This is a genomic window from Ferrovum sp., from assembly GCF_027317285.1.
Taxonomy (GTDB): Bacteria; Pseudomonadota; Gammaproteobacteria; order Burkholderiales; family Ferrovaceae; genus Ferrovum.
Genome location: NZ_DAHVHV010000029.1, coordinates 1 through 25,610 on the forward strand (window position 1 = coordinate 1; position 25,610 = coordinate 25,610).

Here is a 25,610-nt window from a genome sequence, read left to right on the forward strand (position 1 = left end):
CGGATCGGGTTTCCGATCTTTGACCGGCACCACCACCACCGTTATCCGGTGTGGGGTTATCAGGGCGGGATGAGGGTGTTGGTGACGGTGCTCGACAAGATATTTGACGAGATGGACAAGAACACCAACATTCCTGCCAAGAGCGATTATAGCTTCGACATCATTCGCTGAAGCAAGGTCGGGGGTGGCGGGCACAGCATCGCTCTCCACTCCTTTTTATATGGGGTTCCATATTCCAGAGAGGGGAGGAAGGCTATGGCCAATGTAACATTCAGTTCGCCCGAACTTAAAAAAGATATCACGGTTTATGCCACGGCAGGGGACTGCCACACCTTGTTGGCCGTTGCCAAGGCAAACAAAATTCCCGTGGACTTTGAGTGCGAAAACGGGGAGTGTGGTTCCTGCGCGGTAGAAGTCGTCATTCTTGCCAACAAGCAGCCCATGGGGATGCACCTGACCGAGAAAGAAAAGACAGTGCTTAAACTGGCAGGAAAAATCACCAGGGATCAGATTGAAGAAGCCGAACTCAAGGACATTCCCCCCCCTTGGCGTCTGGCTTGTCAGTATATCGTCCGGGACGAGGAGATCCTGGTCAAGTTCTGATTTAAATGACTTTTTCAATCACGCCCATGGAATCTTCAGAGAGTCCATGGGCGTTTTGCCGTCAGGCGAATTTCCGTACCCCCACATAAAACTCTTCAGTGCTCGAGATGGCGTGGAGCGGGTTGTGGGGTTATGTCGTCTTTGTGTGCTTTTCTACAAACAATAATTCTTTATAAATCATAGCGTTTATTGTGGCATGGTAATTGCATGGTTTGTGGATGAAACTCAGCGCCTGTCATACAGGGAAAGGATCAGGATGATGGCAACAGTCGTGACATCACATAAGGCTTGCACGGTCAATCCGCTAAAAATGAGCCAACCCATTGGTGCCGCATTGGCGTACCTTGGGCTGGATGCCTGTATGCCAGCACTCCATGGATCGCAGGGGTGTACGGCTTTTGGCATGGTTCTGTTCGTGCGCCACTTCCGAGAAAATATCCCGCTTCAGACTACTGCCATGAATGAAGCCACCACCATTATGGGTGGAATGGACAATATCGAACAGGCCATAATGAACATCTGGACCAGGGCAAAGCCCCGCATTATCGGGATTGCTTCCACGGGTTTGACGGAAACAAAAGGCGATGATGTCGATGGTTATCTTCGGCTCATTCGAAAAAAACATCCAGAATTGAATGAATTAGCAATTGTCTATGTGTCGACTCCGGATTATCTGGGCGCATTTCAGGATGGCTGGGCCAAAGCAGTGGTTCGAATTGTGCAGGAATTGGTGGAGCCTGCAACCAAAAAAAATAAAACCCAGGTCAATGTGCTGGCAGGCAGTCACCTGACGCCGGGGGATATCGAGGATATCCGCCAGATCATTCAGGATTTTGGTCTTGATCCCATCATATTGCCTGACCTCTCGGGTTCGCTGGACGGTCATGTGCCTGCAGATTTCAAACCGACGACCACCGGCGGGACGACGCTCGATGAAATCCGCTGCATGGGTTCATCAGAGGTGACGATGGTTATTGGCGAACACATGCTTCCGGCAGCGGTAGAACTGAGCATGAAAGCTGAAGTTCCCTATGTCGTTTTTGATCGTTTGCTGGGTTTGGGAGCTAATGACGAATTTATGGCATTTCTTTCCAGGACGAGTGGCAAGCCGGTTCCCGGTAAATATCGACGGCAACGGAGTCAGTTGGTGGATGCCATGCTCGATGGCCATTTCTTTTTTGGGGGAAAGAAAGTGGCCATTGGTGCCGAACCCGATCTGCTCTGGGGGATTTCCTCGCTGTTGGTTGAAATGGGTTGCGAAATTCATGCGGCTGTGACCACGACTTCCTCGGAAATGCTGGAACGTATTTCAACCCCGGAGGTGTTGATTGGAGATCTGGAGGATCTGGAATTCAGGGCCAAGGGGTGTGATCTTTTGATCACTCATTCCCATGGCAGGCAGATGGCTGAGCGATTGGATATTCCATTTCTGCGTGTAGGCATGCCGATTTTTGATCGGTTGGGCGCAGCACACCGTATATCAGTAGGGTACAAAGGATCGCGCGATCTGATATTCGAAATAGGGAATATGTTCATGAGCAACCACGCTGAAGTCGGACCAGAGACATGGAGAGACACCAGTGCGCAGGCTTCGGGTCATTAAATCATCATTGCAAGGAGGCAGTATGAAAGTTGCATTTGCTACCCAGGATCTGAAAAGAGTTGACGCCCACTTCGGATGGGCAAAAAACATTGCCATTTACGAAGTCAATCCTGAAGGGAGTGAATTTCTTGAAGCGATCCAGTTCGATGGAGACCTGCAGGAAGATGGAAATGAGGACAAACTCGCGCCAAAAATCGAGATGATCAAGGACTGCGCCATCCTCTATGTTGCAGCGATTGGGGGTTCGGGGGCCGCCAGGGTGGTGGCTCACAAGATTCACCCGATCAAGGTTCACCAACCAGAGGAGATTTCGGATCTGTTACAGAAACTATCGGACGTTTTGAAAGGAACGCCTCCGCCCTGGTTGCGAAAAGTCATGATGAAGGGAAAGCAAAGAGATATTGACTTCGAAGAGGAGGTTGAAAATGGCTGAACTCGCTCAAGTTACGGTGGATATGTATGATGTCCTGCACTGGATTTTTCTCCGGACACCGGACGACATGGAACAACTTTTGAAACCAGACGAGACAGTTGGATGGCTGTTTGGACAGAGCATCGACAAGACAGAGACGGTCGGGGCAGGGAATTGACATGGGTGATATTACTGTCACGATGCCGGATGGTCGTACCTGGGTTCCAAAGTTCGTCAAGACGATCAATCAGGAAAAATGCATCGGGTGTGGTCGTTGCTTCAAAGTTTGTGGTCGCGAAGTATTGCAACTGGTGGGCATCGATGATGAGGGTGAAATCGTGGCCATCGCAAGCGACGAGGAAGATGACGAATATGAAAAAAAGGTCATGACCATTGCCAACCAGATGAATTGCGTGGGCTGTGAGGCATGCTCAAAGATATGCCCCAAAAAGTGTTACACCCACGAACCCATGACGGCCTGACAATTGGAACTCTCCACCAGAATCGTGAAGGTTGCAGCAGGCAGGGCAGATGAATATGAGGATTTGCTGGCCCTGTTGCTCATGCACAAGAGCAGCGATGAGGCGGAGAGTTACGCTCGCGAGGTGGCTTTAGCCTGTTTTGGCGATGATCACCTCTGGCAGGACATGGGCTTGCCAGACAGGGAAACGTTGAGCGAAATTTTTAGGGTTCATTTCAACTCCCTGTTCCTCAGAAACAGTTTCAATATGAAATGGAAAAAATTCCTCTACAAGCAGTTTTGTGACATGCTCGATGTCAAGACATGTCGCGCGCCCAGTTGCAGCGTTTGTCGGGATTACGACAATTGCTTCGGGCCGGAAATCCAGGGGACGATACCCATGTAGGCGCGCTGGCTCAAAGGGTGATTGACCGATTCCAAATTTACGGATGCTTTCTATGTTGGATGCTGCAATGCTGATGTCGTTGGATGAAGTTTGTACGAATGTGCTGATTCTGGCTGAGGGGTTGGAAAAGGATGAATTTCTGTCCAGCCGTTTGACTCGCGCAGAAGTCAGGCACCAGATTTTAACCATGACCGGCCTGGCCAAAAATATTTCTCCCGCAATCCGTCACAGAATGCCGGAACTCGACTGGGCAGGGTTTGAGGTCCTGAGCGTGCAGATCGGTCAGAGCGGACAGGCCGAAAATGAGGCACTTTGGTTTTCCATCACCTCCTTGATTCCTGCCACCCTGATGTGGTTGAGAGTCTACAAAAAAACCCATCCGACGCTGTTTTCCTTCCAGCCCGGGGCTTCATGAATAGGTTGTTTTTAGCGTAAAATCAGGAAATCAGTAATTGCCTATTGGGGTAAGGTCGCCCTTGAACCACTCGGAGAAACCGCATGATCCGGCAACTGGAAGTCAAAGGACTGCGCGCGTTGCGTTACGTTTCAGTTGAACTGAAATCTTTCCTGGTGATGGTGGGACCGAATGCCTGCGGAAAAAGCACGCTGTTTGATGCCCTGTTACTAGTGCGGGATATTCTTTCCACGGGACTGGAGTCTGCCGTGTTCGGCAATGCGCGCATGAATATAGCGCCCCGTGCCGTTGATCCGCTGGATTTGACCTGGCTGCGGCAGGGTGGGGGGGTTGAGATAGCCATTACGCTGGAACTTCCCGACGAAATTGTTGAAACTTTAGATAATCGTTATCGGTTTTGCCGGTATGAATTGGGTATCCATACCGATGGCCGTTTGGGTTTCGACCATGAAACCCTATGGCTGTGCAACGAGATCAAGTTGCGGGAAACTCACCAACAGGCGTTGTTTCCCTGCCCGGAAACAGCCCCGGAGCATATCGTTCTGCCCCAGAACAAAAAAAGTCCGCCGGGCTGGCGCAAGGTGGTGAACAAGGTGGTAGAAAGCGGAAACGATTATTTTCGCTCAGAAACGTCGGAATGGAACAACCTGTTTCGCCTTGGCCCTTCCAAGAGCGCATTGGCCAATCTACCGGAGGATGAGCAGAAATTTCCGGCCGCAACGTGGGCCAAGCGGGTGCTGATGGAGGGGGTGCATCGTTTAATGCTCAATGCCGAAAAAATGCGTATGCCTGCGCCAGCTGGATCGTCCAGAGAGTTTTTACCAGACGGTGCTAACCTGCCATGGGTTGTTCACGCGATGGAAAACACCCCCGCTAAAAGAGCATGGGTTGAGCATTTGGCTACTTCCCTGGACGACCTGGAGGATATTCAGACCATTGAAAAACCTGAGGATCGTTCGCGTTACATCGAACTTCGCCATAAAAGCGGTTTAAAGGCCCCATCTTGGGTTCTTTCGGATGGCACGCTACGTTTGCTGGCCTTGACCTTGCTGGCTTATGCCCCAAGTATGCCGTCAATTGTGCTCATCGAGGAGCCGGAGAACGGTATTCACCCAAAAGCAATGGAAACAGTGATGCAGTCGCTGACCTCGGTTTACGGATCACAGATTCTCTGCGCCACGCACTCCCCTATTGTTCTGAGTCAGTTAAAGGCTGGGCAAATCCTGTGCTTTGGTAAAACGGATGAAGGTGCTGTGGATATCGTGCGAGGGGGCGATCATCCTCGTTTGCGCGAATGGCAATCCGCGCTGAACCTTGGAGAATTGTTCGCAACAGGAGTCTTGGGATGAGGGATTGCCTCTTTCTGGTGGCGGACAAAAACATGGAGGGAATGCTCAAGGGCTTTTTCTCGCGCGATGCTTTTCACCGGGCGTTGGATTGCGGGCATTTTGATTTTGTACCCCGTCATGATTTGGTGGTTGCCCACGGATTGAATGATCCCGGACTCTATACCAGAGCAAATGAATTGTTGCAGACTTTTTCAAACACACACCGACATGCAGTAGTCATTGTCGATGCCGATTGGGACGGTTCGCCAGGTAAAGATGCGATCTCGAGCCGACTGAGCGCACATTTGAACAGTGCAGGCTGGACAAATGACTCTGGATGTGGGGTGGTCCTCGATCCGGAATTGGAAAACTGGGTGTGGCAGGATAGCCCTCATGTTTGCTCTGTCTTGGGGTACAAGGGCGCATTTTCCGAACTTCGAACGACTTTGGAAAATCAAGGTTTCTGGCAGGAAAACGAGACAAAGCCCGATCGACCCAAAGAGGCTGTCGAATGGGTACTTCGCCAATCCAAAATAGGAAGATCATCTTCGATCTATCAGCAACTGGCGATGCGCGTAACCACACGTGGGTGTACCGACGCGGCCTTTGACAAATTGCGAAACGCGCTTCTTCAATGGTTTCCAGCGACAACATGAGAGACGAGCGGGCCCTCGAGATCAGGAACGGGATGCGGGCATAAACGGGCAGGAAGAAGTTAATCCGACTGCAATTTGAGTGTGTCGACTATTCTTGATTGCGCAGAAAATCGGCGGTTTTTGAAAATGAATCCGTTAGTTGCTGCCTGAGTTCTTCATCGAGATCGCATTGCCTCAAGGCCTCGCGCATGCATTCCATCCACTGGTCCCGCTCCGCATCGCCGATGGGAAAGGGAAGATGACGTTGCCGAAGCCGGGGATGCCCATACGCTTCAATATACAGCGGTGGTCCACCTAACCAGCCCGACAAAAACATGAACAGTTTTTCTTTCGAAGAACCGAGATGTTCGGGGTGAAGTTGACGGATTCCGGTTGCCATGGAATGGGTATCCATGATGCGATAGAAAACTTCAACCAGTTTTCTGACGCCGGATTCCCCGCCTATTTTTTCATAGTGGGGATTTACGGTTTCCATTGGCCTCCCTGGCAAGATTCAGCGCGTTTCACCGCCGTACAGTATCCGACCTATACCGGCCTGTTTTCAGGAATTCTTACTGGTCCCATCGCTGCCAGACCTTCTTCAAAGGTAATCGTCTTGAATTTTCCAACAAATTTGGCAGCAGCATTGGCTACCGCGTCTATTTTCTCTCCAGGCCCCAGTTTTTTGATATCCCCCCGGTCCAGATTGAAACATTCGAGCAATTCATTCCAGACGGTGGCTTCATCCAGGGGCATGATGTAAAAGCCGAACCCTTCGAGTTCAATGAAGTATTTCTGGGAGATATCTATATTTCCAGCAAAGACAAAATATTTTCCCTGTGCATCGAGATAAGGTTTCAACATCTTGACGATCAAGGAAAGATGGGCCAGAGAGTCGACATGACACCCCAGGAAGTCGATTTTATCGGAATCAGCCGAGAGAATGACCTGATCCGCCATGATTTCCGGAGGACGGGCTTCATCGGCAAATTTTTCGGCTTCCTTGAGTACCAGGTTGCCACGAAATCCGTAGGTGGTTGGTTTCCCGGTTTTCCCGGAAAAAACGGGGGAAAGAAGTTTTTTTTCCTGTTCCAGTGTGGTGATGAGTGTCATGATTTCTCTTCGAGGGGTAAGTTAATTCCAAATTTCTCTGGGGGCGAGCAGCCGTTCTACCGGTTGGTTACCGAGCAGGTGGCTGTCGAATATTTCACCAACATCCGTTGGGCTGACTTTGCTGTAGAGCGTTCCTTCAGGGTAGATCAGAACATTGGGGCCGCTATCGCACGGGCCGATGCAGCCTGAATAGGTGATTGCAACCACCTCGTATAAATTCCGTTTCTGCAACTCCTGCCAGAACGCCTGTAAAAGTTCTGTTCCGCCATTATTGCTGCAGGACCCTCTGGGATGTCCCGGGGGGCGTGATTGACTGCAAACGAAGACGTGCTTTCTTGGTCTTGGCATGATTCAGGATCCTTGTTGTTTGACTTAACCGAATTTGAAGAGGATGCCATAGCCTCCCCGTGGGTAATTCCAATCGACATTCTGAAATTCCGAACAGATGATCCGACAGGTCCCACATTCGAGACAGCCGTCAGTAATGAGAACGATTTTTCCATTTCCCTCCTGGGTATAGCAGCCCGCCGGACAACAGACCGTACAAGACATGGTTTTACAATCGTTCTGACAGGTATCCAGATTTTTGATGGTGATGTGGGGGTGTCCTGCATCAACTTTGTAGCGATTCTGGAACAGTTTGTTTTCCACCTTGATCATTCGAAGGCCCTCCACATTTTAAATGCATCGCCGATCAGTCCAAAGAGCGAGCGTTTTTTGAGAAAACTGCGCCGGATTTCAAGTTCTTTGGTCTTTTTGTCGATCCCATCGACCGTGAGCATGGAATGTGCGGCCCGGTTGACCAACTCTGGATAGGTCGTGAAAAACTGAGGGTTTTTATGAAAGATTCCGGGCAGATCCTTATATTTTTTGAGATCCTTCAGAATAAAACTGTCATCGAGTTTCTCGCGATAGAGAGAAAGATTGGCCTCTGTCATTTCCCTGCCCTGTTTGGCCAGTTCGATCACGGTTTCGGCAGCCAGGCGACCGGAGGTCATGGCGAGGTTGGAACCCTCGCGGTGGACCGCATTCACGAACATGGCGGCGTCTCCCACCATCATCCATCCATCCCCAAAAATTTTAGGGATGGCCTTGTAGCCCCCTTCGGGAATAAGATGGGCGGTATACTCCTTCATCTCGCTCCCGGCCAGTAGCGGCTTGATGGCAGGATGGGCCTTCATTTGTTCGAGTAACATGTAAGGCGTTGTTTTTTGCTGCTTGAAATCGGAAAGCATGCAACCAACACCAATCGTGACGGATTCCTTGTTTGTGTAGAGAAATCCCGTCCCCATCATGCCCTGGGTGATTTTTCCGACCATTTCAATGACGACCCCTTCTTCTTCGTCGATGTTGAAACGTTCTTCAACAAGGTTCTGTGGCAGGAAATGGATTTCTTTGACAGCCAGAGCCACGTCCCCGGCATTGAGTTCGGGATGGAAACCAGCCTTTTTGGCCAGCAGGGAGTTCACTCCATCGGCAAGGATGACAATGTCCGCGTAGATCGCACCCCCTTCACGGTCTGTCTGTATGCCAATCACCCGGTTTTTATCGAGAAGCAAATTGGATACGGTGGTCTCACAGATCAGCAGGGCCCCGGCATCCTGTACCTTTTTGGAAAACCATTTGTCAAACTGGGCTCGAATGATGGTATAGCGGTTGTAGGGTGGTTTGTTGAATTCGGCTGAACGGTAGGTACTGCCGACATAAGACTCGTCATCCAGGATCCACATTTGCTGTTCGACGATATGCCGCTCCAGTGGCGCATCCTCCCTGAAATCGGGGATGATGCGTTCCAGGGCGTCGGAGTACAGGATTGCCCCCTGCACGTTCTTCGATCCAGGGTATTCTCCCCGCTCGATCTGCAGGACCTTGAGACCGGACTTGGCCAGCGTGTAGGCGGCTGCATTTCCCGAAGGACCCGCGCCGACAACGATTGCGTCAAATTTTTCTGCCATGGTGAAACCCTCCTCAGCCGGCCATTCGGGATGTGGACAGATGCTGTCTGAACGCATCCGTCAGCGCCGGGACGATGACCATGGCATTGCCGACGATGCCATAAGTCGCAAAATCAAAAATCGGGGCATTCGGATCAGAGTTGATGGCAATGATCACATCGGAATCTTCCATGCCGACCCGGTGCTGAATGGCTCCGGAAATTCCGGCCGCAATATAGAGTTTTGGCCGAACCGTCTTTCCAGATTGTCCCACCTGGCGGTCTGCCTCGACCCATCCGGCTTGCACGATGGGTCGGGTAGCCCCCACTTCTGCGCCCAATACTTTGGCAAGATCCCAGATTCGTTGAAAGTTTTCCTGTTTTTTCATCCCCCGTCCGCCGGAAACGATGATGTCAGCGAAGGCAAGTTGGGGTTTCCCTTGTAGATTGTCAGGAATGTATTCAAGGACCTTGGTGATGATGGCGGTCTCGATCATGCCCAATGGATGTTCGACGATTCTCCCGGTCCTGGATTCATCCCGCTTCGGCATGGCCATTACCCGCGGACGCACCGTCGCCATTTGAGGACGGTAATTGAGTGTGACGATGGTGCAAAGCAGGCTGCCGCCGAAGGTGGGTCGGGTGGCGGCCAGACTGCGGTTTTCCATGTCGATCGCCAGTTCCGTGCAATCGGCGGTCAAACCGGTCTTTAATGTCGTGGCGACACTGCCTGCGAGATCACGTCCGAGTGTCGTGGCTCCGATCAGAAGGATTTCTGGTTGCCAGGTATTGACCAGATCCGTCATGCCTTTGGTAAATGGTTCATTCCTGTAGTCTCTCAGGACCTCGTCCGCGATCAGGTAGCATAGGTCTGCGCCATGATGCATCGCCTGATGACAGAATGTTCGTGTGTCCTCCCCAGGCGCGCCCATCACGACACCTGCAAGTTCAACCCCCAGTTTGTCGGCCAACTTTCTGCCTTCTCCCATCAGTTCCCAGGATACCGGATGAACCTGACCGCGTTCATGTTCAACGAAGACCCACACTCCCTTGTAACGCGCAAGTTTTGGATCAAGTTCGACCTTCTTCCTGGCTGGTTTTCTCGGTTCCGTGGTTTCACTCATGATTTTTTCCTCACAGCAGATCAGGGAGCGTTTTTGGCAATGTCATGTGCCAAGTCGGGCTTTTTTGTAAATAATTTGGCCAGCAAGGTCACAACCAGATCTTTGGGTTGATTGCTTTCCGTATCGATGATTTCTGCCTTCGCCGCTTTCGGAGAAGGGGCGAAAACCTTGCTGACGATGGTGGGCGAGCCCTTAAGTCCAATCTTGGTCAGATCTTCGATCCCAGCACTTTCCTTGTTCCAGACTTTGAGCGGATAGCGTGCTGCCCTGAACATGTTGTTCATGGTGGCAAAACGCATTTCATTGGTACCTTCCAGCACGGTAACCAGGCATGGAAGTTTGGTTTTCAGAACCTGTACGCCCCCTTCGGCGCGTCTCTCGACGTTGATGGTCCCATGGAGCGCGTCCAATTCACGAATTTTTGAAATGTAGGTAAGTAACCTCATGTCCAGTCTTTTGGCGATTCCAGGCCCCACTTGGGCAGTATCGCCATCGATCGTCTGCTTCCCGGCGAATACGAGATCCACCGGAATATCCTTCTCGATTTGACGAATGGCCGATGCCAGGGCATAACTGGTTGCCAGAGTGTCCGAACCGGCAAAGGCTCGATCCGTCACCAGGATGGCCTCGTCAGCCCCAAACGAAATGGCTTTGCGCAGTGCGGTTTCGGCTTGGGGAGGGCCCATCGACAGCACCGTGATTCGACCACCGTACCGGTCCTTGAGACGTAGGGCCTCTTCCAGAGAATACAAATCATAGGGATTGACGATTGCAGGAACGCCCTGCCGCATGATGGTGTTGGTGACCGGGTGAACACGAATCTGGGCGCTGTCCGGAACTTGCTTGATGCAAACGACGATATGCATGATATCGCTCCTACGGGCGCTGTTGTGAAGGCAAGGTGGTTTTGAGGGACGTTAGTCCAATACTCTGTCCCTCCTGATCACGAAACACCTTGAATACTTTTTCCTGGGCTGGAGTCGACCGGACAAAATCTTCATAGGCTTTTTTCAATAGATCGCGACAAACGATCCGCAGGGCGTCATCCTCCATCTTGTGGGTACCTGGCGTGGCGCGCAGGTACTGATTGAATCGCTTCAGGATGTGGAGGCGATTCACATGCACCACGGATTGATCATACTCAACTGAAAAAAATTCCAGAAACTCCTCAGCCGATGACAATGCGCTTAGTTTTTGAGTAAAAATTGTCATTGCAACCCCCCCAGTCAATGAAGATTCCTGCACCGACATTGCCTATGCCGGAATGTCCTTGCCGGAATTCTTTAGCAATTGCTGTGCCAATTTAAATATAATCTAATAATCAATTGGTTATGGTTTATTGCGGGAGGTGTTTACGGGGAGGGTTGTCATGATTGTATGGTTTTCAACAAAATCCCGTGATCTCTTGTGATTGTCAATCATGGCGTCAGAAAAGGGACAAAACAAAAATTATTAAAGCCAATTTAATCAATCAGTTGAATTCTGGTACGAGAATTGCTTTGTTCTGCCTTGTCAATGCACTTGAAAGGAGGACAGACCATGTCGGACCCCGTCATATTTACCGAAGATGCCGCTGATAAGGTCAGGGAAATCCTGGTTGAGGAAGGTAACCTGAATTTGAAATTGAGAGTTTATGTTACCGGTGGTGGCTGTTCCGGACTCCAGTATGGATTCTCATTCGAGGAAACAGTGGACGCAGAGGATAGGGTGATCACCAGGAAAGGGGTGGACATGGTGATTGATCCGATGAGTTTTCAGTACCTGAATGGGGCCGAAATCGACTTTCAGGAAGATCTGGAAGGATCGCGCTTCATCATTAAAAATCCGAATGCCACGAATACCTGCGGGTGTGGCAGTTCGTTTTCCGTTTGAGGGGGGAATTCATGACAGTCATGATGACGGAGAGTGCGGCACGTCAGGTGCAGGCCAAGTCCGGTGCAGCAGGAGGGGTGGGTTTGCGCCTGGGGGTTAAACAGTCCGGTTGTACCGGCTTGGCTTATGTCTTCGATATTGCCAGGGAAATCGGGGAAACAGACATCGTCTTCGAAAGTTTTGGGGCCAAACTGGTCATCGATCCTCTGAGCCTTCCGTATCTGCAGGGATCACAACTGGATTATGTGCGTGAGGGACTGGGTCGGGTGTTCAAAGTCAACAACCCCAACGTCAAGGCGAGTTGCGGTTGTGGAGAAAGTTTTTCTGTTGAGGAGAAGTCATGAACACGACACTGCAACAGTGGGTGGATCAACCTTATCGCCATGGATTCGTGACGGACATCGAAACGGAAATCGTTCCCAAGGGGTTGAGCGAATCTGTGATTCGAATGATTTCAGCCAAGAAGGACGAACCCGAATGGCTGCTGGAGTTTCGTCTGGCGAGTTATCGGCGTTGGCTGACGATGGAAGTGCCTTCCTGGGCAAAAGTCAGCTATCCGCCCATTGATTTCCAGGAAATCATCTACTTTGCGCAGCCCAAGCCAAAAAAACAACTCGACAGCATGGATGAAGTGGATCCTGAGTTGAGAAAAACTTTCGAGAAACTGGGGGTCCCACTGCACGAGCAGAAGGTGATGGCAGGTGTGGCTGTCGACGTCATTTTTGACAGTGTTTCGGTAACGACGACCTACAAATCCAAATTGGCCGAGGTTGGAATCATTTTTTGCTCGCTTTCGGAGGCGGTTCGGGAATATCCGGAATTGGTGAAACAGTATCTGGGAAGCGTGGTTCCTGCTTCTGATAATTTTTATGCGGCCTTGAATTCCGCAGTCTTCACGGAAGGGTCTTTCTGTTTCATTCCCAAAGGGACAAAGTGTCCCATGGACCTGTCTACCTACTTCCGGATCAATACCGAGGGGTCGGGTCAGTTCGAACGAACTTTGATCATCGCGGAAGAAGGCGCTTCTGTGTCCTATCTGGAGGGGTGTACGGCTCCGCGTTTCGACACAAACCAACTTCATGCGGCGGTGGTTGAACTGGTGGCTTTGGACTATGCCGAGATCAAATACTCCACGGTTCAAAACTGGTACGCCGGTGATGAAAATGGAGTGGGTGGCATCTATAACTTTGTCACCAAGCGTGGCATGTGCCGGGGGGTTCATTCGAAAATTTCCTGGACGCAGGTGGAAACAGGGTCGGCGATCACCTGGAAATATCCCAGTTGCATATTGTTGGGAGAAGGATCGGTTGGAGAATTTTATTCGGTGGCATTGACCAATCATCGGCAACAGGCGGATACCGGGACGAAAATGGTGCATGTGGGGCGTCACACCAAAAGTACCATCGTCTCCAAGGGGATATCGGCGGGACGATCTGATAATGGTTATCGCGGGCTGGTCAAGATTCTTCCCCACGCCACGGGAGCAAGGAACTATTCCCAATGCGATTCGATGTTGATTGGCGAGGCCTGTCGTGCGAACACCTACCCGACGGTGGAAGTGAGGAACGAGACGGCGATCGTCGAACATGAGGCTTCCACCTCGAAGATCGGGGAGGACCAGATGTTTCTCTTTGCTCAGCGGGGAATTGGGCAGGAAGAGGCCATCTCGATGATCATCAACGGGTTTTGTCGGGATGTATTCATGCATCTTCCACTGGAGTTTGCGGTGGAAGCCACTAAATTACTGGGATTGAAACTGGAAGGGAGTGTGGGATGAAACTGCTCGAGGTGAAGGGATTGAAGGCAAGCGTGGAAGGGATTTCCATCCTCAGGGGCGTTGACCTGGAAATCAATGCAGGGGAAGTCCACGCCATCATGGGGCTCAATGGTTCCGGAAAAAGTACGCTCTCAAAGGTATTGGCGGGACATCCTTCCTATCAGGTCACTGGTGGTGAGGTTTTGTTCAACGGACAGGATCTGTTCGAACTGACTCCGGAAGAAAGGGCTCGAGTCGGACTTTTTCTGGCATTCCAGTATCCCGTGGAGGTGCCTGGAGTGTCGAACAGCGCTTTCCTGAGGCTGGCTTACAACACGATTCAGACCTCAAGGGGGAAGGATGAACTCGATCCCCTGGAGTTTGACGACCTGGTCCGGGAACGGATCAAGGTGGTTGAAATGGATCCTGCTTTCCTCGATCGAAGTGTCAATGAAGGATTCTCGGGCGGTGAGAAAAAGCGCAACGAAATTTTGCAGATGGCCCTGCTGGATCCGAAACTGGCGATTCTGGATGAAACCGATTCAGGCCTGGATATCGATGCGCTCAGGATCGTGGCCAATGGGGTGAACAGTTTACGCTCGGAGCACAACGCCATCGTGATGGTGACCCACTACCAGAGATTGCTGAACTATATCGTGCCGGACTTTGTTCATGTGATGGATGCCGGGAGGATCGTCAAGACCGGAGACAAGACTCTGGCTCTGGAACTGGAAGAGCGTGGCTATGACTGGTTGAGGGCGGTAGCATGAAATCCGACGACTGTTTGGCAGGACTGCTGGCTGATGCGGCGCAACACGATGCTTTCTCGGCGTTACGGGGGCAGGCCGAGGTTCGGGCCAGGGCGCTCAAATTCCCCCAGGACAAGGATGATGACTGGCGTTTGACCGGTTTGGCGGTACTCCATGAGCAAGAGTACCTTCCTGCCGGGAAGACAACGCAAATTCCCTCGATCGAGGGGTTCGTGATTCCCGGTTCGTGTCGCATCGTGTTTGTGGATGGATTTTATCACCCGGCTTTATCTGATCTTTCTGGTCAGGATGAAATCAGGGTTTCTCCGCTCGGACAGGAAGAAAAATCCCTTCACGCCCATTTTGATAAAGGGATGAAGGATGCGGTTTTTGCACAAATCAATGCCAGAAACTTTACGGACTGTGCCTGGGTTCATGTGCAAGGAGAGACACAACGGATCGTCCATATTCTTCACGTGACGACTCCGCATCAGAAACCGGTGGTGTCCTATGGGCGGGCGCTGGTGGTTCTGGAAGCGAATGCCAGGGTGACCCTGGTGGAAGAATATACCGGCCCGGATTCCCCCTATTCAGTCAACAGCATGACGGAAGCCGTCCTGGGCGAAGGGGCCGATTTGCGCCATATCAGGGTCCAGCGTGAAGGTGCTCAAGCGGTACATCTGGGCCATGCCCTGGTGACTCTGTCCCGGGGCGCCCACTACGATTCGACCGCATTGGCCTTGGGGGGGAGATTCTCGCGCTACGATCAACGGGTTCTTCATCAGGGAGAGGGATCTGATGTGCGGCTCGATGGATTGATTCTGGCAGATGGAAGCCAGGTGGCGGACACCCATACCCGAATCGAGCATCTGGCTCCCGGTTGCCGCAGCCTGCAACAACACAAGTGTATTGCGAACGGCAACTCAATCGCTGTTTTCAGTGGCAACATCGTGGTGCACAGGAATGCAAAAGGAACGGATACACGACAGTCGAGCCGCAATTTGCTGCTTTCCGGCAAGGCGCGCATCGATGCTCAACCCCAACTTGAAATCATGAATGATGATGTGAGTTGCAAACACGGCGCAACCATGGGAAAACTTGACGCTGAAGAACTTTTTTATCTCATGAGTCGAGGGTTGCGGGAGTCACAGGCCAGGAAGTTGCTGATCCATGCATTTGCTGCCGAAATTGTGGATCGAATTTCCATTCAGACTCTCGTTCGGTCTCTGCGAGAGTCAATCGATGGGAGACTGGTATGAATCCCGAAGTCATTCGCGCAGATTTTCCCATACTGGACATGAAGGTCAATGGGCAGCCCCTGGTTTATCTCGACAATGCGGCTTCCAGTCAGATGCCCCAGCCGGTCATCGATCGTCTGATGCGTTACCATACATCCGAACACGCCAACATTCATCGCGCTGTTCATTACCTCAGCGAAACGGCAACCCGGGAATTCGAAAGTGCCCGGGAGAAAGTCAGGTCCTTTCTCAATGCCCGGGAGTCACGGGAAATCATCTTTACCCGGGGGACGACAGAGGCCATTAATTTGGCCATGCATGGCTATGGGCGGGCATTTTTAAAGGCGGGGGACGAAATCATCCTGTCTGCCCTCGAGCATCACTCCAATATCGTACCCTGGCAAATGTTGGCCCATGAAAAGGGTGTGATCCTGAAAGTGATTCCAATGGACGATGATGGGGTGTTGATTCAGGAAGAGTTTTACAAACTTTTTAATGCCAATACCAGGTTGCTGGCGCTTACTCATGTGTCTAACGCGTTGGGGACAGTCAACCCGATCAAGGCGATGATTTCCCATGCGCATCAATATGGCGTACCGGTATTGATCGATGGGGCCCAGGCAGCGCCGCACAAGGCACTGGATGTCCAAGATCTGGATTGCGATTTTTACGCCTTCTCCTCCCATAAACTCTGTGGCCCAACGGGCATCGGGGTGCTCTACGGCAAAGCCGAATTGCTGGAACGGATGCAGCCTTATCAAGGGGGAGGGGACATGATCCTCTCGGTTACCTTCGAAAAAACCTACTACAACGTCATTCCCCACAAGTTTGAGGCGGGAACACCTGCGATCGCAGCTGCCGTGGGACTGGGCGCGGCCATCGACTACCTGCAGGCAGTTGGCCTGGAAAACATTGACCGTTATGAGCAGGAGTTGCTGGATTACGCGACCGTCAGGATCAGGGAACTGGATCGGATCAGAATCGTGGGGACGGCAAGGGAAAAAGCGGCGGTGCTGTCTTTTGAGGTGGAGGGTGTCCATCCCCATGATGTCGGGACGATCCTGAATGATTACGGGATCGCCATCCGAACCGGCCATCACTGCGCACAACCGGTGATGCAACGTTTCAAGGTACCAGCGACGGCCCGTGCTTCCTTTGCCTTTTATAACACGCGGTCCGAGGTTGATCGTCTGATTGAGGGAATTATCAAGGTACAGGGGATCTTTCAATGAGCGATATGCGCATGATGTATCAGGAAGTCATTCTTGATCACAATCGAAAGCCAAGAAACTATGGCCGGATCGAAGGGGCGAACCACCATGCGGACGGACATAATCCTTTATGCGGCGATTCAATCCATTTGACCATGGATATGGAGGACGATTTGATTCGGGCGGTCGCCTTTGAAGGCGAAGGGTGTGCCATTTGCAAAGCCTCTGCTTCCATGATGACGGGGGTGGTGAAAGGTTTGAAAGTGAGGGAAGCGGAAGACCTGGCTTCAAGATTCAGGGGGATGACGACCGGGACTCTGGACATGAAAGATGAGCACCGGTTGGGTCGTCTCAGGGTGTTTGAAGGGGTCAAGGATCTGCCCTCCCGGGTCAAATGCGCAATTTTGCCCTGGCACACGCTTCTGGCGGCGATCCATTCCGTGCAGGCTGCTTCATCCGAGGGTAAAGATGATCCGATACAGGAGGCATGATGCCAAAAATTGCCGATATCGAAAATACCCCCAATCCCAACGCAATCAAATTTGTGCTCAAGGACCGTGTTGCCTGGGGAAAGCCAAAGGAGTACGGTAATCCCGAAGAAGCACAAGGGGATGAACTGGCCCGTCGATTATTTGCAATTCCCCACGTCACCAATGTGTTCTATGCGGATCACTGGGTTACGGTAACTCAGGATGGAAATACGGAATGGGCAGATCTGGCCAGAAAGGTGGCGCAACCCATCCGTGAAGCAAAAGCAGCTGAAATGCCCGTGAGAGCGGAGTTGGACTCGGAGCCGGAACAGGCGGAGGATTCTCGTCTCGTTGCCATCAAACAACTTCTCGATAAACATATCCGACCTACCCTGATTGGAGATGGGGGGGATCTGGAGGTCATGACCCTTTGCGGCAATGTCCTTTGCATCCGTTACTACGGAACCTGTGGAAGTTGCCCGAGTTCCCAGACCGGCACACTCATCGCCATAGAAAATCTGGTGCGAACCATTGAACCGGAAATAGAAGTCGTTTCGGTCTGAATCAAGTAAGACTTGCTGATCTGAGAATATCCTGACCGACGAAGGATTGCGGTGGGTGAGTCGATGAAAATATCGGGCATGAAAATTGCTTGAAAACTTGATACGAGGTTTTCATGGGGCACGCATCGAAAAAGATTGATGGGGGATACCTGTGACGAATGTAATGCGAAAAGAGGGCAACGTGGAACTGGTGACGATCTACGAGATCAGCAAGGTGCTCGGTTCGTCCCTGGACCTGCAAAAAACGCTCAGGGAAGTCCTCAATCTCCTGGCATCCCATCTCAGGATGGATCGCTGTATGGTGGCGTTGTTGCAGGAGGACAACATTCTGCACGTTGTTGGTGCATCAGGAATGACGGAAGCGGAGGTCAAGAGAGGTTTTTTCAGGATTGGCGAGGGGGTCATGGGGCAAGTGGTGAAATCGGGGATGACCATCGTCGTTCCAGACATTTCCAGGGAACCCGTTTTTCTTCACAAAACCGGGCCTCGTACGATCCAGGAGGGTGAGGTCATTTCGTTTATCGGGGTTCCAATCAAAGTGGGGCGGGAATCCATTGGAGTGCTGGGTGTGGATCGACATCTCAATGGGGAGCCCCAGAACTTCCAGAGTGATTCGAGATTTTTATCGATGGTAGCCAATCTGATCGGACAGACCGTCAGATTGCATCAAAGCATTTCCAAGGAGAGACAACAACTCCTGATGGAAAAAAACCAGCTCCAGAAAGAATTGTATGGCAAATATAGCCTCGATAATGTCATCGGGGTGAGCAAACTGATGCAGGGGGTATTTGCCGAGGTGCATCAGGCCGCGCCCGGAAAATCGACCATTTTGCTGCGGGGCGAGAGCGGGACGGGAAAGGAAGTCATTGCTCGATCGATCCACTATATGAGTCCCCGGAAAGACAAGCCGTTTATCAAGGTCAATTGCGCAGCGCTTTCCGAAACCTTGCTCGAATCCGAGCTTTTCGGTCATGAAAAGGGTTCATTCACTGGGGCCACTCAGGATCGTAAGGGGCGTTTTGAGATGGCCAATGGAGGCACTCTGTTCCTGGATGAAATCGGTGATATCTCTCCCAGTTTCCAGACCAAATTGCTGAGGGTGTTGCAGGAGCGTGAGTTTGAACGGGTCGGAGGTAATAAACCGATTCAGGTCGATATCCGATTGATTACGGCAACCAACAGGAATCTTGAGCAGGCCGTTTCCAAGGGGGAATTTCGTGCAGACCTGTATTACCGTATCAATGTGGTCAGTATCTTTTTGCCTCCGCTTCGGGAACGACGCGAAGACATTCCGCTCCTGGTTTCGTATTTCCTTGAAAAATTCAATGCGGAAAACCAGAGGAACCTTTCATTCTCCACCGATGCCATGAAAATCATGCTCGAGTGCTACTGGCCCGGAAATGTCCGGGAACTCGAAAACTGTGTCGAGAGAACGATGACCATGGCGCGCGGTTTGGTCATCAGGGAAATCGATCTGCCCTGCCAACAAGATAAATGTTTTTCAGTCGCATTGCGAAGTTATGTACAACCGGTCAGACCGGTGATTCCCATCGTGCCCAGGCATGAGGTGGAGGTGTCCGGGCCAGGGCCCGGCGACCATTCTGAAACAGAAACTCCTTCCAGGGAATTTGGCACGGAACGTGACCGACTGATCTGGGCGATGGAACAGTGCGGTTGGGTCCAGGCCAAAGCGGCACGACTTCTCAAACTGACCTCCCGTCAGATGGGCTATGCATTACAGAAACACAAGATCGAAATCAAGCGGTTTTAGTTTTTCTGATAGATTCCATGGGCGCCCCGCTGTGAATCCGATGTCGTATTTCTCACATAACTGACAAGGGTGTAGGGCTGTTGACAATATATTACCGATTGAATTTAAAGGAGATTTTTGGTTATTATGGTTGGCATGTTTGTTGCTCGTGACTCGGGTCATCAGAGTAACGAGCAGACCGCAAGGTCGGGAGGCAAACATGCACGAACAAAGGTTGAGCGAGGTGCTCCAGGCGGCGGCAGAGCATAAGGGGTGTGGGACGTCCAGTGATGGAGGAAAGGCCAGTTGTGGTTCTTCCGAGGGTCCCGCGGACATGTCGCCGGAGGTTTGGGAAAAGGTCAAGAATCACCCATGCTATAGCGAGGAAGCTCACCATCACTATGCGCGGATGCATGTGGCTGTGGCCCCGGCCTGTAATATTCAATGTAATTACTGTAATCGCAAGTACGATTGTGCCAACGAGAGTCGTCCTGGGGTCGTCAGTGAAAAGTTGACACCGGAACAGGCTTCCAAAAAAGTCCTGGCCGTGGCTTCCACAATACCGCAGATGACGGTGCTGGGGATTGCCGGCCCTGGCGATCCACTGGCGAATCCCGACAAGACCTTCAAGACCTTCGAGTTGATTTCCAGGGCTGCGCCGGATATCAAGTTATGCCTTTCAACCAATGGATTATCCCTCCCCGATCATGTGGACACGATCAAATCCTTCAATGTCGACCATGTGACGATCACCATCAATATGGTGGATCCTGCAGTGGGCCAGCATATTTATCCCTGGATATTCTGGAATCACAAACGTGTGACCGGGATTGAAGCGGCACGGATTTTGACGGAGCGTCAGATGCTTGGCCTGGAAATGCTGACGGCGGCTGGAATTCTTTGCAAGGTGAATTCCGTCATGATTCCCGGGATCAACGACAAGCATCTGGTGGAAGTGAATCGTGCAGTCAAGTCCCGTGGGGCGTTCCTGCACAACATCATGCCGCTGATATCGGCGCCGGAACATGGCACTGTGTTCGGTTTGAACGGCCAAAGGGGACCAACCGCGCAGGAATTGAAATCACTCCAGGATGCCTGTGAAGGCGAAATGAACATGATGCGCCATTGTCGGCAGTGTCGGGCCGATGCGGTCGGTTTGCTGGGTGAGGATCGGAGTGCTGAATTCACCACCGAAAAGATCATGGAAATGGAGGTGGAGTACGACATCGAAAAACGGCGCGCCTATCAGGAAATCGTCGAGCAGGATCGACAGGAAAAAGTCGCGGCAAGAAATGCAGAGATGGAAGCGCTTGAAGAGGAATTTTCTTCCGTGAAAATCATGGTGGCAGTGGCAACCAAGGGAAGCGGTCGAATCAACGAACATTTTGGTCACGCCAACGAATTTCAGGTGTATGAGGTCGGAACCGATGGCGCCAAGTTTGTGGGCCATCGGCGTGTCGACCTCTATTGCCAGGGGGGCTTTGGAGAAGAAGAGGCCCTGCCAACGGTAATTCGGGCCATCAATGACTGTGTGGCGGTATTCGTCGCAAAAATTGGTGCATGTCCCAGGGATGAACTGACTGCGGCTGGAATCGAACCAGTCGATAAGTATGCCCATGAGTTCATTGAACAATCCGTGGTGAGATATTTCAAGGCTTACCTTGGAAGAATCAAGTCGGGAGAGATTGTGCCCGTGGACCGGGGGGATGCGGATATTCGTCAGGGTGCCTATATTGCGGCATGAATCAGATTAATTTTGAGAGAAAAGGAAAACCTCATGTCGTACAAGATCATTTCATCACAGTGCACGGCCTGCTCAGCCTGCGAGCCAGAATGTCCGAATGTGGCTATCTATGAGAAGGATGGTACTTTTGTGATCAACCCCAAGAAGTGCACGGAATGTATCGGTTACTTTGACGACGCCCAATGTGTGGCGGTGTGTCCGGTGGAAAATACCTGTGTGATCGATAACAGTTATCCCCGCTACCAGGCACAGGCATAGGTGAAACCATGAACATTACAGTGACGCCCGGTGCGGAAAAATTTATTCGTCAGATGGTACGATTCAACGGGGGAAACGCTTGCGGTTTCAGGCTATCTGTCACTGCAGGAGGGTGCTCCGGCCTGTCCGCAGAGTTTACCGTGGAACCCGAGCCCAGGGCAGGTGACAGCATCGTCATGGCAGGGCCCATAAAACTATTCCTGCCGGCAGAAAGCCGACTGTTACTGGACGGCGTCACCATCGATTACCTCGATACGCCCACCAAGTCAGGCTTCTCTTTTGTGGATCCTAAAGCTTCTCCCTGCGCCTGTAGCAGCAGTATGCCTGCGGGGGTGGCGAGTGTGGATGTTTCTTCGATCAAGAGGAACGGATGATTGGCTACGGCGGACGAATCCTGGCTTGAAGTTGCCTGTTTGGGGGGTGGGCTTACCGTCGAAGTTGAAAATTACCTTCGTCTGGCCAGTCTTTCCTATGCCGAGGATGATCTGGCTGAATCTTATCTCGGGCGGGCCATGGCAGTGGCCCCTGATCACGCCGCAGTCTTGATTGGTTACTATCGTTTTTATTTTTACAAAGGTCGTCTACTTGACGCGCTTGGTATTGCCAGGAGATGTCTGAAGAAAGCGGCAAAGGATAATGGGTTGTCCTCTGACTGGCGAAGAGTCGGTTGCAAGGATGCAAATTTTGGCAGTTACGAAGCGATATTGCCCAGATTTTATTTGTTTACACTCAAGGCCTATGGATATCTCAACCTGCGTCTGGGTTGCCTGGCCGAAGGGAGGGAAGTCATCGTAAAACTCCTGGAACTTGATCCCGGCGACAAGATAGGATCCAAAGTTCTTCTTGATGTTCTTGAGCGAATGGGAAAGGACGATGAAGACTGAAATCATCGAGACCAAAAATTGGCAGGGTGTTGATCTTGATTGTTCCTCATGCCCCAGTTTTGGCAGCCATTGTCGTCTGATGGAGGCCTGTGTCGAAGATCGTTATGCAAAAAGGATCGATCGATTCTTCGACTGGAATCCGGGAGCCGCGAAAAACTATCTGGGCCATCCCTATTTTGAAGTGAGGGCGGTGGCCGCAAAGCACGTCGAGGTGGAATTATTGCCGCTGCTGATGAACGATCGGGACGAGACCGTGCGATGGAGCGTGGCAATGCGTTTACCCACCGACTATTTGATCGAAATGCGGTCTGACCCTGATCGTGACGTAAGAATCAGAGTGGCGGACAGACTCGATGAAAGAAGCATCGGTTCCATGTTGGATGATCATGATTATTTTGTCAGACAGATTGTAGCGCGGAGAATGCCTGCCCGATTGTTGACGTTGATGATGAATGATCCCGATCGTGAGGTCAGAAAGATCGTAGCATCACGAATCGGTGAGGAGTGCCTTGATAAAATGCTGGTGGATGAAGACCCGACCGTGAGACTGGTAGTAGTACGACGCATTCATCCAACCCGACTACCGCTGCTGATCGACGATGAAGATTGGCGGGTGAGATATGAAGTGGCAGGGCGTATAGGAATGGCGTATCTGAAACGATTTACTGTTGATTTTGATGAGGCAGTGAGGGATATGGCATTGTCTCGACTCGCCCAGGAGATGGAAAATGGCAAAAATTAGTCGGGACAGTGATGTGGTGGAATTGACCGGTCCTCCCTGGTTCGAATACGGACAAAAAGTGCGGGTGATCAAGACCATCAGAAACGATGGTACCTTTCCTGGGAAAGACATTGGAGAAGTTCTGGTCAGGAAGGGAGATATGGGCTATGTGACCAGCATCGGTACCTTTTTGCAACAGTTTTACATCTATGGCGTTGATCTCATCGATCACGGTTACCGGGTGGGACTGCGTGGTAAGGAACTGGAAAAAATAGAGACTTTCATCGATGCGACGATCGAAACTTGAAGTGTTGTCGTATTTGTGCGGCCGGTCATTTTTTTGGTTTTTCATGAGCGCCATAGTAACTGAAATGACCCTCCCTGGCGGCTTGTGCACGTGCGCCCGAGATGATTTCTGCCGTAAAGTTTCTGGGCGCAGGCCTTGAAACCTGTTTACTGAGACGGGGACTGCCGCAGGCGGGACAAACCACCTGGGTTGATTTAGAAACCAGTTTCTCGAAAAAGAGGTGGCATTCGCAGCATTGATAGTCGTAGATCGGCATTTCGGATTCTCGGTAGCTTGGTTTTGAAAATAAGGGGTGTATTTGTCACGACCGTCTCAGGAGGTTCAGACACTCCAGGGTGCTGGCCATGTCAAGGGCGGTAAAATCGTCGAGATTCCTGAGATCGACCGATGCTCCTGCCTTCAACAATTTCTTGACCACGGCATCTTTTCCGCTCGAAGCGGCGTACATGAGGCAGGTCGAACCATTGTCATTTCGATGATCAAGGTCTATTCCCCCGGCAATCAGAAGATCCATGAGGTCAAGTTGTTCGCTGTAACAGGCGAACCAGAGGGCCTGGTTCCCATCGCTGTTTTTTTGGTCGAGTTGCGCGCCTGAAAGGAGAAGGTCGGCAACAATCGGGATATTTCCCTGTCGGGAAGCGTGCATGAGCGGGGTCATTCCATTGGGCAAGATCGAATTGACTTGGTTGAATCCGTGTTCTTCAAGCCAGATCTGGAGCTGGCTTTTGCAATACACGTGGGACCAGCCATGATAGCCGCCATTGAGGCTGTAAACTTCCATGAAACCAAAATCCAGAAACATTTTTCCCTGAATCAGGCTGGCTTGGCCGTGATAGCAGTAGAAAAGAAGGGGGGTGTTTTTAGGAAGTTGCACGATTAGTTTTTCAAGGGTACTGCCGTCCGCGTGTAGCGCTCTGTCGATATGCCCCGTTTCATAATCTGCCTTACTGCGCAGATCGATGAGAATTCCCCCGGGCAATGTGGCGAAATTCTGAATCTGGTCGGCACAAATCCGCTGCACGGTTTTTTCCATGGTCATTTTCCCCGCAGATCTGCGGCTTCAGCCTCGAAGAACTCGATGGTTGCCATCAGATACCCTTCCTCAGCAATTTATCCACCTTGCTGCGCACGATCTCAATGGTCAGAGGTTTCGATACCAGATCCTCGGCACCGGATTTGATGCAGGTGAGCGCAAGGGGAATATCCTTGGGTTCACAAACAACCAGAATCTTGACCTCTGGAATTTTGTCCTTGAGCATGTCAAGAACGGTTATTCCCTGATTCAGAACGATGCTGATGCCAAGAATCAGAAGGTCTGGTTTCCACTCGATACTTTTTGTCAAGGCTGCTGCAAGGGTGGGAATATCGTGGGTTTCATTTTCATCATGGAGTATGAATTGCAAGGCGGCACGCGTGATTTCGTCCGGGTCCACAACAAAAATTCGTTTGTTATCCACAGCCATGGCACTGTCAACGCCAATTTGCATGTCATTGCTCCCTTCAATCGTGATGCTTTCAGAGAAAGCAATATCCATTCCAATCATGCTCTGTTCGTTGATTCTAAAAAACATGCTTCGGCGATACCGGGTGAAATTGAACGGCGAGGAAACCGATGTCGGTGATGGTTTGGACAATTATGTATGCATGAATACCAACAGTCTGTACGTTTTGCAACAAGAGATAAGACCTGGATGTTGGGCGGGTATAAATAATTAATCGATATTTATCATAAAGATATAAAAAATATTCAATTATGGCATGCTCGTTGCTACTCATTGGGTCATGAAGCAGGTTTGCTTTTGATAACTGTACTCCAAGGAGAATGAGATGGCTGATTTGAGACAGATTGCATTTTATGGGAAGGGTGGGATCGGGAAGTCGACGACTTCGCAGAACACGCTGGCGGCGTTGGCGGATTTGGGGCAGAAGATTCTGATTGTGGGGTGTGATCCGAAGGCGGATTCGACGCGATTGATTCTGCATGCGAAGGCGCAGGATACGATTTTGAGTCTGGCGGCGGATGCGGGGAGCGTAGAGGATCTGGAGTTGGAAGAC

The 25,610-nt window shown here is 51.2% G+C and carries 37 protein-coding genes; 26 read left to right on the forward strand and 11 right to left on the reverse strand.

Annotated elements, in window-relative coordinates; translation table 11 throughout:
- The 10 genes from M6F29_RS12300 to mads4 form a co-directional block, all read left to right on the forward strand.
- Nucleotides 1–171, forward strand: a 171-nt coding sequence (locus M6F29_RS12300) for a nitrogenase component 1 (protein WP_524537716.1), incomplete at its 5' end; no start/stop codon positions are given.
- Nucleotides 172–255: 84 nt separating this feature from the next.
- Complete coding sequence (locus tag M6F29_RS07440; protein WP_297505340.1) at nt 256–603, forward strand: 2Fe-2S iron-sulfur cluster-binding protein; 348 nt, start codon at nt 256–258, stop codon at nt 601–603.
- Between the two features lie 259 nt (nt 604–862).
- Nucleotides 863–2,206 (forward strand): nitrogenase iron-molybdenum cofactor biosynthesis protein NifN, encoded by a 1,344-nt coding sequence (nifN, locus tag M6F29_RS07445; RefSeq protein ID WP_297505341.1) that lies wholly within the window; start codon nt 863–865, stop codon nt 2,204–2,206.
- A 22-nt stretch (nt 2,207–2,228) separates the two neighbouring features.
- Complete coding sequence (gene nifX, locus M6F29_RS07450) at nt 2,229–2,639, forward strand: nitrogen fixation protein NifX (RefSeq protein ID WP_366525963.1); 411 nt, start codon at nt 2,229–2,231, stop codon at nt 2,637–2,639.
- Nucleotides 2,632–2,796: a hypothetical protein gene (locus tag M6F29_RS07455; RefSeq protein ID WP_297505337.1), complete on the forward strand. Its 165-nt coding sequence runs from the start codon at nt 2,632–2,634 to the stop codon at nt 2,794–2,796. The genes nifX and M6F29_RS07455 overlap by 8 nt, the downstream gene beginning before the upstream one ends.
- Nucleotide 2,797: 1 nt before the next feature.
- Nucleotides 2,798–3,100, forward strand: a complete 303-nt coding sequence (fdxB, locus tag M6F29_RS07460) for a ferredoxin III, nif-specific (protein WP_297477321.1) — start codon at nt 2,798–2,800, stop codon at nt 3,098–3,100.
- A gap of 24 nt (nt 3,101–3,124) precedes the next feature.
- Nucleotides 3,125–3,484 (forward strand): nitrogen fixation protein NifQ, encoded by a 360-nt coding sequence (locus M6F29_RS07465; protein ID WP_297477323.1) that lies wholly within the window; start codon nt 3,125–3,127, stop codon nt 3,482–3,484.
- A 52-nt stretch (nt 3,485–3,536) separates the two neighbouring features.
- On the forward strand, nt 3,537–3,899 hold the full coding sequence (locus M6F29_RS07470; protein ID WP_298158307.1) for a ribonuclease HepT family protein: 363 nt from the start codon (nt 3,537–3,539) through the stop codon (nt 3,897–3,899).
- An 83-nt stretch (nt 3,900–3,982) separates the two neighbouring features.
- On the forward strand, nt 3,983–5,248 hold the full coding sequence (gene mads3, locus M6F29_RS07475) for a methylation-associated defense system AAA family ATPase MAD3 (RefSeq protein ID WP_298158309.1): 1,266 nt from the start codon (nt 3,983–3,985) through the stop codon (nt 5,246–5,248).
- Nucleotides 5,245–5,883 carry a methylation-associated defense system protein MAD4 gene (mads4, locus tag M6F29_RS07480; protein WP_298158310.1) on the forward strand — a complete coding sequence of 213 codons (639 nt, stop codon included), beginning with the start codon at nt 5,245–5,247 and terminating at the stop codon, nt 5,881–5,883. Before mads3 ends, mads4 begins: the two co-directional genes overlap by 4 nt.
- A gap of 88 nt (nt 5,884–5,971) precedes the next feature.
- On the opposite strand, the gene M6F29_RS07485 is transcribed toward mads4, so the two are convergent.
- Genes M6F29_RS07485 through M6F29_RS07510 form a run of 8 tightly spaced genes read right to left on the reverse strand, consistent with a single transcriptional unit; the run spans nt 5,972 to nt 11,244 of the window.
- A complete protein-coding gene (locus tag M6F29_RS07485) occupies nt 5,972–6,358 on the reverse strand; it encodes a group II truncated hemoglobin (RefSeq protein WP_298158312.1) in 387 nt (128 codons plus the stop codon).
- Nucleotides 6,359–6,408: 50 nt separating this feature from the next.
- On the reverse strand, nt 6,409–6,975 hold the full coding sequence (locus M6F29_RS07490) for a hypothetical protein (RefSeq protein ID WP_297505302.1): 567 nt from the start codon (nt 6,973–6,975) through the stop codon (nt 6,409–6,411).
- 21 nt (nt 6,976–6,996) lie between these two features.
- Complete coding sequence (locus M6F29_RS12305) at nt 6,997–7,323, reverse strand: (2Fe-2S) ferredoxin domain-containing protein (RefSeq protein WP_366525962.1); 327 nt, start codon at nt 7,321–7,323, stop codon at nt 6,997–6,999.
- Between the two features lie 24 nt (nt 7,324–7,347).
- Nucleotides 7,348–7,635: a ferredoxin family protein gene (locus tag M6F29_RS12310; protein ID WP_297480953.1), complete on the reverse strand. Its 288-nt coding sequence runs from the start codon at nt 7,633–7,635 to the stop codon at nt 7,348–7,350.
- The gene (locus M6F29_RS07495; protein WP_298158314.1) at nt 7,632–8,930 is read right to left on the reverse strand and encodes an FAD-dependent monooxygenase; all 1,299 of its coding nucleotides are present in this window, start codon (nt 8,928–8,930) and stop codon (nt 7,632–7,634) included. The genes M6F29_RS12310 and M6F29_RS07495 overlap by 4 nt, the downstream gene beginning before the upstream one ends.
- A 13-nt stretch (nt 8,931–8,943) precedes the next feature.
- Complete coding sequence (locus tag M6F29_RS07500; RefSeq protein ID WP_297480950.1) at nt 8,944–10,032, reverse strand: electron transfer flavoprotein subunit alpha/FixB family protein; 1,089 nt, start codon at nt 10,030–10,032, stop codon at nt 8,944–8,946.
- 20 nt (nt 10,033–10,052) lie between these two features.
- Entirely contained in the window at nt 10,053–10,898 is an 846-nt protein-coding gene (locus tag M6F29_RS07505; protein ID WP_298158316.1) for an electron transfer flavoprotein subunit beta/FixA family protein, read from the reverse strand.
- Nucleotides 10,899–10,908: 10 nt separating this feature from the next.
- Nucleotides 10,909–11,244 (reverse strand): nitrogenase-stabilizing/protective protein NifW, encoded by a 336-nt coding sequence (locus M6F29_RS07510; protein WP_298158318.1) that lies wholly within the window; start codon nt 11,242–11,244, stop codon nt 10,909–10,911.
- 327 nt (nt 11,245–11,571) lie between these two features.
- Between M6F29_RS07510 and erpA the strand changes: the two genes are divergently transcribed.
- The 15 genes from erpA (at nt 11,572) to M6F29_RS07585 (ending at nt 23,555) form a co-directional block, all read left to right on the forward strand.
- On the forward strand, nt 11,572–11,904 hold the full coding sequence (erpA, locus tag M6F29_RS07515) for an iron-sulfur cluster insertion protein ErpA (RefSeq protein ID WP_297480945.1): 333 nt from the start codon (nt 11,572–11,574) through the stop codon (nt 11,902–11,904).
- 11 nt (nt 11,905–11,915) lie between these two features.
- Nucleotides 11,916–12,248 carry a HesB/IscA family protein gene (locus M6F29_RS07520; RefSeq protein WP_298158321.1) on the forward strand — a complete coding sequence of 111 codons (333 nt, stop codon included), beginning with the start codon at nt 11,916–11,918 and terminating at the stop codon, nt 12,246–12,248.
- Nucleotides 12,245–13,681, forward strand: coding sequence for a Fe-S cluster assembly protein SufB (sufB, locus tag M6F29_RS07525; protein ID WP_298158323.1), 1,437 nt, complete (start codon nt 12,245–12,247; stop codon nt 13,679–13,681). Before M6F29_RS07520 ends, sufB begins: the two co-directional genes overlap by 4 nt.
- Nucleotides 13,678–14,430, forward strand: coding sequence for a Fe-S cluster assembly ATPase SufC (gene sufC, locus M6F29_RS07530; RefSeq protein WP_298158325.1), 753 nt, complete (start codon nt 13,678–13,680; stop codon nt 14,428–14,430). The genes sufB and sufC overlap by 4 nt, the downstream gene beginning before the upstream one ends.
- Nucleotides 14,427–15,668: a Fe-S cluster assembly protein SufD gene (sufD, locus tag M6F29_RS07535; RefSeq protein ID WP_298158328.1), complete on the forward strand. Its 1,242-nt coding sequence runs from the start codon at nt 14,427–14,429 to the stop codon at nt 15,666–15,668. Before sufC ends, sufD begins: the two co-directional genes overlap by 4 nt.
- Complete coding sequence (locus M6F29_RS07540) at nt 15,665–16,879, forward strand: SufS family cysteine desulfurase (protein ID WP_298158330.1); 1,215 nt, start codon at nt 15,665–15,667, stop codon at nt 16,877–16,879. The genes sufD and M6F29_RS07540 overlap by 4 nt, the downstream gene beginning before the upstream one ends.
- Nucleotides 16,876–17,349, forward strand: a complete 474-nt coding sequence (sufU, locus tag M6F29_RS07545; protein WP_298158332.1) for a Fe-S cluster assembly sulfur transfer protein SufU — start codon at nt 16,876–16,878, stop codon at nt 17,347–17,349. Before M6F29_RS07540 ends, sufU begins: the two co-directional genes overlap by 4 nt.
- Nucleotides 17,346–17,891 carry a NifU family protein gene (locus M6F29_RS07550; protein ID WP_298158333.1) on the forward strand — a complete coding sequence of 182 codons (546 nt, stop codon included), beginning with the start codon at nt 17,346–17,348 and terminating at the stop codon, nt 17,889–17,891. The genes sufU and M6F29_RS07550 overlap by 4 nt, the downstream gene beginning before the upstream one ends.
- Nucleotides 17,892–18,054: 163 nt before the next feature.
- Nucleotides 18,055–19,662, forward strand: coding sequence for a nif-specific transcriptional activator NifA (nifA, locus tag M6F29_RS07555; protein ID WP_366525964.1), 1,608 nt, complete (start codon nt 18,055–18,057; stop codon nt 19,660–19,662).
- 199 nt (nt 19,663–19,861) lie between these two features.
- Nucleotides 19,862–21,385: a nitrogenase cofactor biosynthesis protein NifB gene (gene nifB, locus M6F29_RS07560; protein ID WP_297455289.1), complete on the forward strand. Its 1,524-nt coding sequence runs from the start codon at nt 19,862–19,864 to the stop codon at nt 21,383–21,385.
- Nucleotides 21,386–21,418: 33 nt separating this feature from the next.
- On the forward strand, nt 21,419–21,643 hold the full coding sequence (locus M6F29_RS07565) for a 4Fe-4S binding protein (protein WP_298158338.1): 225 nt from the start codon (nt 21,419–21,421) through the stop codon (nt 21,641–21,643).
- A gap of 8 nt (nt 21,644–21,651) precedes the next feature.
- Nucleotides 21,652–22,017 carry a HesB/IscA family protein gene (locus M6F29_RS07570; protein ID WP_298158340.1) on the forward strand — a complete coding sequence of 122 codons (366 nt, stop codon included), beginning with the start codon at nt 21,652–21,654 and terminating at the stop codon, nt 22,015–22,017.
- Nucleotides 22,018–22,527, forward strand: a complete 510-nt coding sequence (locus tag M6F29_RS07575) for a hypothetical protein (RefSeq protein WP_298158342.1) — start codon at nt 22,018–22,020, stop codon at nt 22,525–22,527.
- Nucleotides 22,517–23,269, forward strand: a complete 753-nt coding sequence (locus M6F29_RS07580; RefSeq protein ID WP_298158344.1) for a 4Fe4S-binding leucine-rich repeat protein — start codon at nt 22,517–22,519, stop codon at nt 23,267–23,269. The genes M6F29_RS07575 and M6F29_RS07580 overlap by 11 nt, the downstream gene beginning before the upstream one ends.
- Nucleotides 23,256–23,555, forward strand: coding sequence for a nitrogen fixation protein NifZ (locus tag M6F29_RS07585; protein ID WP_298158346.1), 300 nt, complete (start codon nt 23,256–23,258; stop codon nt 23,553–23,555). The genes M6F29_RS07580 and M6F29_RS07585 overlap by 14 nt, the downstream gene beginning before the upstream one ends.
- Nucleotides 23,556–23,580: 25 nt before the next feature.
- Here the strand turns inward: M6F29_RS07585 and M6F29_RS12315 are convergent, their stop codons facing one another.
- From M6F29_RS12315 to M6F29_RS07595, 3 genes are read right to left on the reverse strand one after another with little or no spacing between them, the layout of a single operon-like run.
- Nucleotides 23,581–23,811, reverse strand: coding sequence for an FmdB family zinc ribbon protein (locus M6F29_RS12315; RefSeq protein ID WP_297455303.1), 231 nt, complete (start codon nt 23,809–23,811; stop codon nt 23,581–23,583).
- Between the two features lie 45 nt (nt 23,812–23,856).
- Nucleotides 23,857–24,588: an ankyrin repeat domain-containing protein gene (locus M6F29_RS07590; protein ID WP_298158348.1), complete on the reverse strand. Its 732-nt coding sequence runs from the start codon at nt 24,586–24,588 to the stop codon at nt 23,857–23,859.
- Nucleotides 24,589–24,643: 55 nt separating this feature from the next.
- Nucleotides 24,644–25,042, reverse strand: coding sequence for a response regulator (locus tag M6F29_RS07595; RefSeq protein WP_298158350.1), 399 nt, complete (start codon nt 25,040–25,042; stop codon nt 24,644–24,646).
- Between the two features lie 340 nt (nt 25,043–25,382).
- Here M6F29_RS07595 and M6F29_RS07600 point away from each other — a divergent pair.
- Nucleotides 25,383–25,610 (forward strand): AAA family ATPase (locus tag M6F29_RS07600; protein ID WP_298158352.1); only part of this gene is annotated, 228 nt, incomplete at its 3' end.

Bases quoted from the DNA above. Each gene is read 5' to 3' on its own strand.
- M6F29_RS07440 (WP_297505340.1), top strand. From the start codon at position 256: ATGGCCAATGTAACATTCAGTTCGCCCGAACTTAAAAAAGATATCACG.
- nifN (WP_297505341.1), top strand. From the start codon at position 863: ATGGCAACAGTCGTGACATCACATAAGGCTTGCACGGTCAATCCGCTA.
- nifX (WP_366525963.1), top strand. From the start codon at position 2,229: ATGAAAGTTGCATTTGCTACCCAGGATCTGAAAAGAGTTGACGCCCAC.
- M6F29_RS07455 (WP_297505337.1), top strand. From the start codon at position 2,632: ATGGCTGAACTCGCTCAAGTTACGGTGGATATGTATGATGTCCTGCAC.
- fdxB (WP_297477321.1), top strand. From the start codon at position 2,798: ATGGGTGATATTACTGTCACGATGCCGGATGGTCGTACCTGGGTTCCA.
- M6F29_RS07470 (WP_298158307.1), top strand. From the start codon at position 3,537: ATGTTGGATGCTGCAATGCTGATGTCGTTGGATGAAGTTTGTACGAAT.
- mads3 (WP_298158309.1), top strand. From the start codon at position 3,983: ATGATCCGGCAACTGGAAGTCAAAGGACTGCGCGCGTTGCGTTACGTT.
- mads4 (WP_298158310.1), top strand. From the start codon at position 5,245: ATGAGGGATTGCCTCTTTCTGGTGGCGGACAAAAACATGGAGGGAATG.
- M6F29_RS07485 (WP_298158312.1), bottom strand. From the start codon at position 6,358: ATGGAAACCGTAAATCCCCACTATGAAAAAATAGGCGGGGAATCCGGC.
- M6F29_RS07490 (WP_297505302.1), bottom strand. From the start codon at position 6,975: ATGACACTCATCACCACACTGGAACAGGAAAAAAAACTTCTTTCCCCC.
- M6F29_RS12305 (WP_366525962.1), bottom strand. From the start codon at position 7,323: ATGCCAAGACCAAGAAAGCACGTCTTCGTTTGCAGTCAATCACGCCCC.
- M6F29_RS12310 (WP_297480953.1), bottom strand. From the start codon at position 7,635: ATGATCAAGGTGGAAAACAAACTGTTCCAGAATCGCTACAAAGTTGAT.
- M6F29_RS07495 (WP_298158314.1), bottom strand. From the start codon at position 8,930: ATGGCAGAAAAATTTGACGCAATCGTTGTCGGCGCGGGTCCTTCGGGA.
- M6F29_RS07500 (WP_297480950.1), bottom strand. From the start codon at position 10,032: ATGAGTGAAACCACGGAACCGAGAAAACCAGCCAGGAAGAAGGTCGAA.
- M6F29_RS07505 (WP_298158316.1), bottom strand. From the start codon at position 10,898: ATGCATATCGTCGTTTGCATCAAGCAAGTTCCGGACAGCGCCCAGATT.
- M6F29_RS07510 (WP_298158318.1), bottom strand. From the start codon at position 11,244: ATGACAATTTTTACTCAAAAACTAAGCGCATTGTCATCGGCTGAGGAG.
- erpA (WP_297480945.1), top strand. From the start codon at position 11,572: ATGTCGGACCCCGTCATATTTACCGAAGATGCCGCTGATAAGGTCAGG.
- M6F29_RS07520 (WP_298158321.1), top strand. From the start codon at position 11,916: ATGACAGTCATGATGACGGAGAGTGCGGCACGTCAGGTGCAGGCCAAG.
- sufB (WP_298158323.1), top strand. From the start codon at position 12,245: ATGAACACGACACTGCAACAGTGGGTGGATCAACCTTATCGCCATGGA.
- sufC (WP_298158325.1), top strand. From the start codon at position 13,678: ATGAAACTGCTCGAGGTGAAGGGATTGAAGGCAAGCGTGGAAGGGATT.
- sufD (WP_298158328.1), top strand. From the start codon at position 14,427: ATGAAATCCGACGACTGTTTGGCAGGACTGCTGGCTGATGCGGCGCAA.
- M6F29_RS07540 (WP_298158330.1), top strand. From the start codon at position 15,665: ATGAATCCCGAAGTCATTCGCGCAGATTTTCCCATACTGGACATGAAG.
- sufU (WP_298158332.1), top strand. From the start codon at position 16,876: ATGAGCGATATGCGCATGATGTATCAGGAAGTCATTCTTGATCACAAT.
- M6F29_RS07550 (WP_298158333.1), top strand. From the start codon at position 17,346: ATGATGCCAAAAATTGCCGATATCGAAAATACCCCCAATCCCAACGCA.
- nifA (WP_366525964.1), top strand. From the start codon at position 18,055: ATGCGAAAAGAGGGCAACGTGGAACTGGTGACGATCTACGAGATCAGC.
- nifB (WP_297455289.1), top strand. From the start codon at position 19,862: ATGCACGAACAAAGGTTGAGCGAGGTGCTCCAGGCGGCGGCAGAGCAT.
- M6F29_RS07565 (WP_298158338.1), top strand. From the start codon at position 21,419: ATGTCGTACAAGATCATTTCATCACAGTGCACGGCCTGCTCAGCCTGC.
- M6F29_RS07570 (WP_298158340.1), top strand. From the start codon at position 21,652: ATGAACATTACAGTGACGCCCGGTGCGGAAAAATTTATTCGTCAGATG.
- M6F29_RS07580 (WP_298158344.1), top strand. From the start codon at position 22,517: ATGAAGACTGAAATCATCGAGACCAAAAATTGGCAGGGTGTTGATCTT.
- M6F29_RS07585 (WP_298158346.1), top strand. From the start codon at position 23,256: ATGGCAAAAATTAGTCGGGACAGTGATGTGGTGGAATTGACCGGTCCT.
- M6F29_RS12315 (WP_297455303.1), bottom strand. From the start codon at position 23,811: ATGCCGATCTACGACTATCAATGCTGCGAATGCCACCTCTTTTTCGAG.
- M6F29_RS07590 (WP_298158348.1), bottom strand. From the start codon at position 24,588: ATGGAAAAAACCGTGCAGCGGATTTGTGCCGACCAGATTCAGAATTTC.
- M6F29_RS07595 (WP_298158350.1), bottom strand. From the start codon at position 25,042: ATGCAAATTGGCGTTGACAGTGCCATGGCTGTGGATAACAAACGAATT.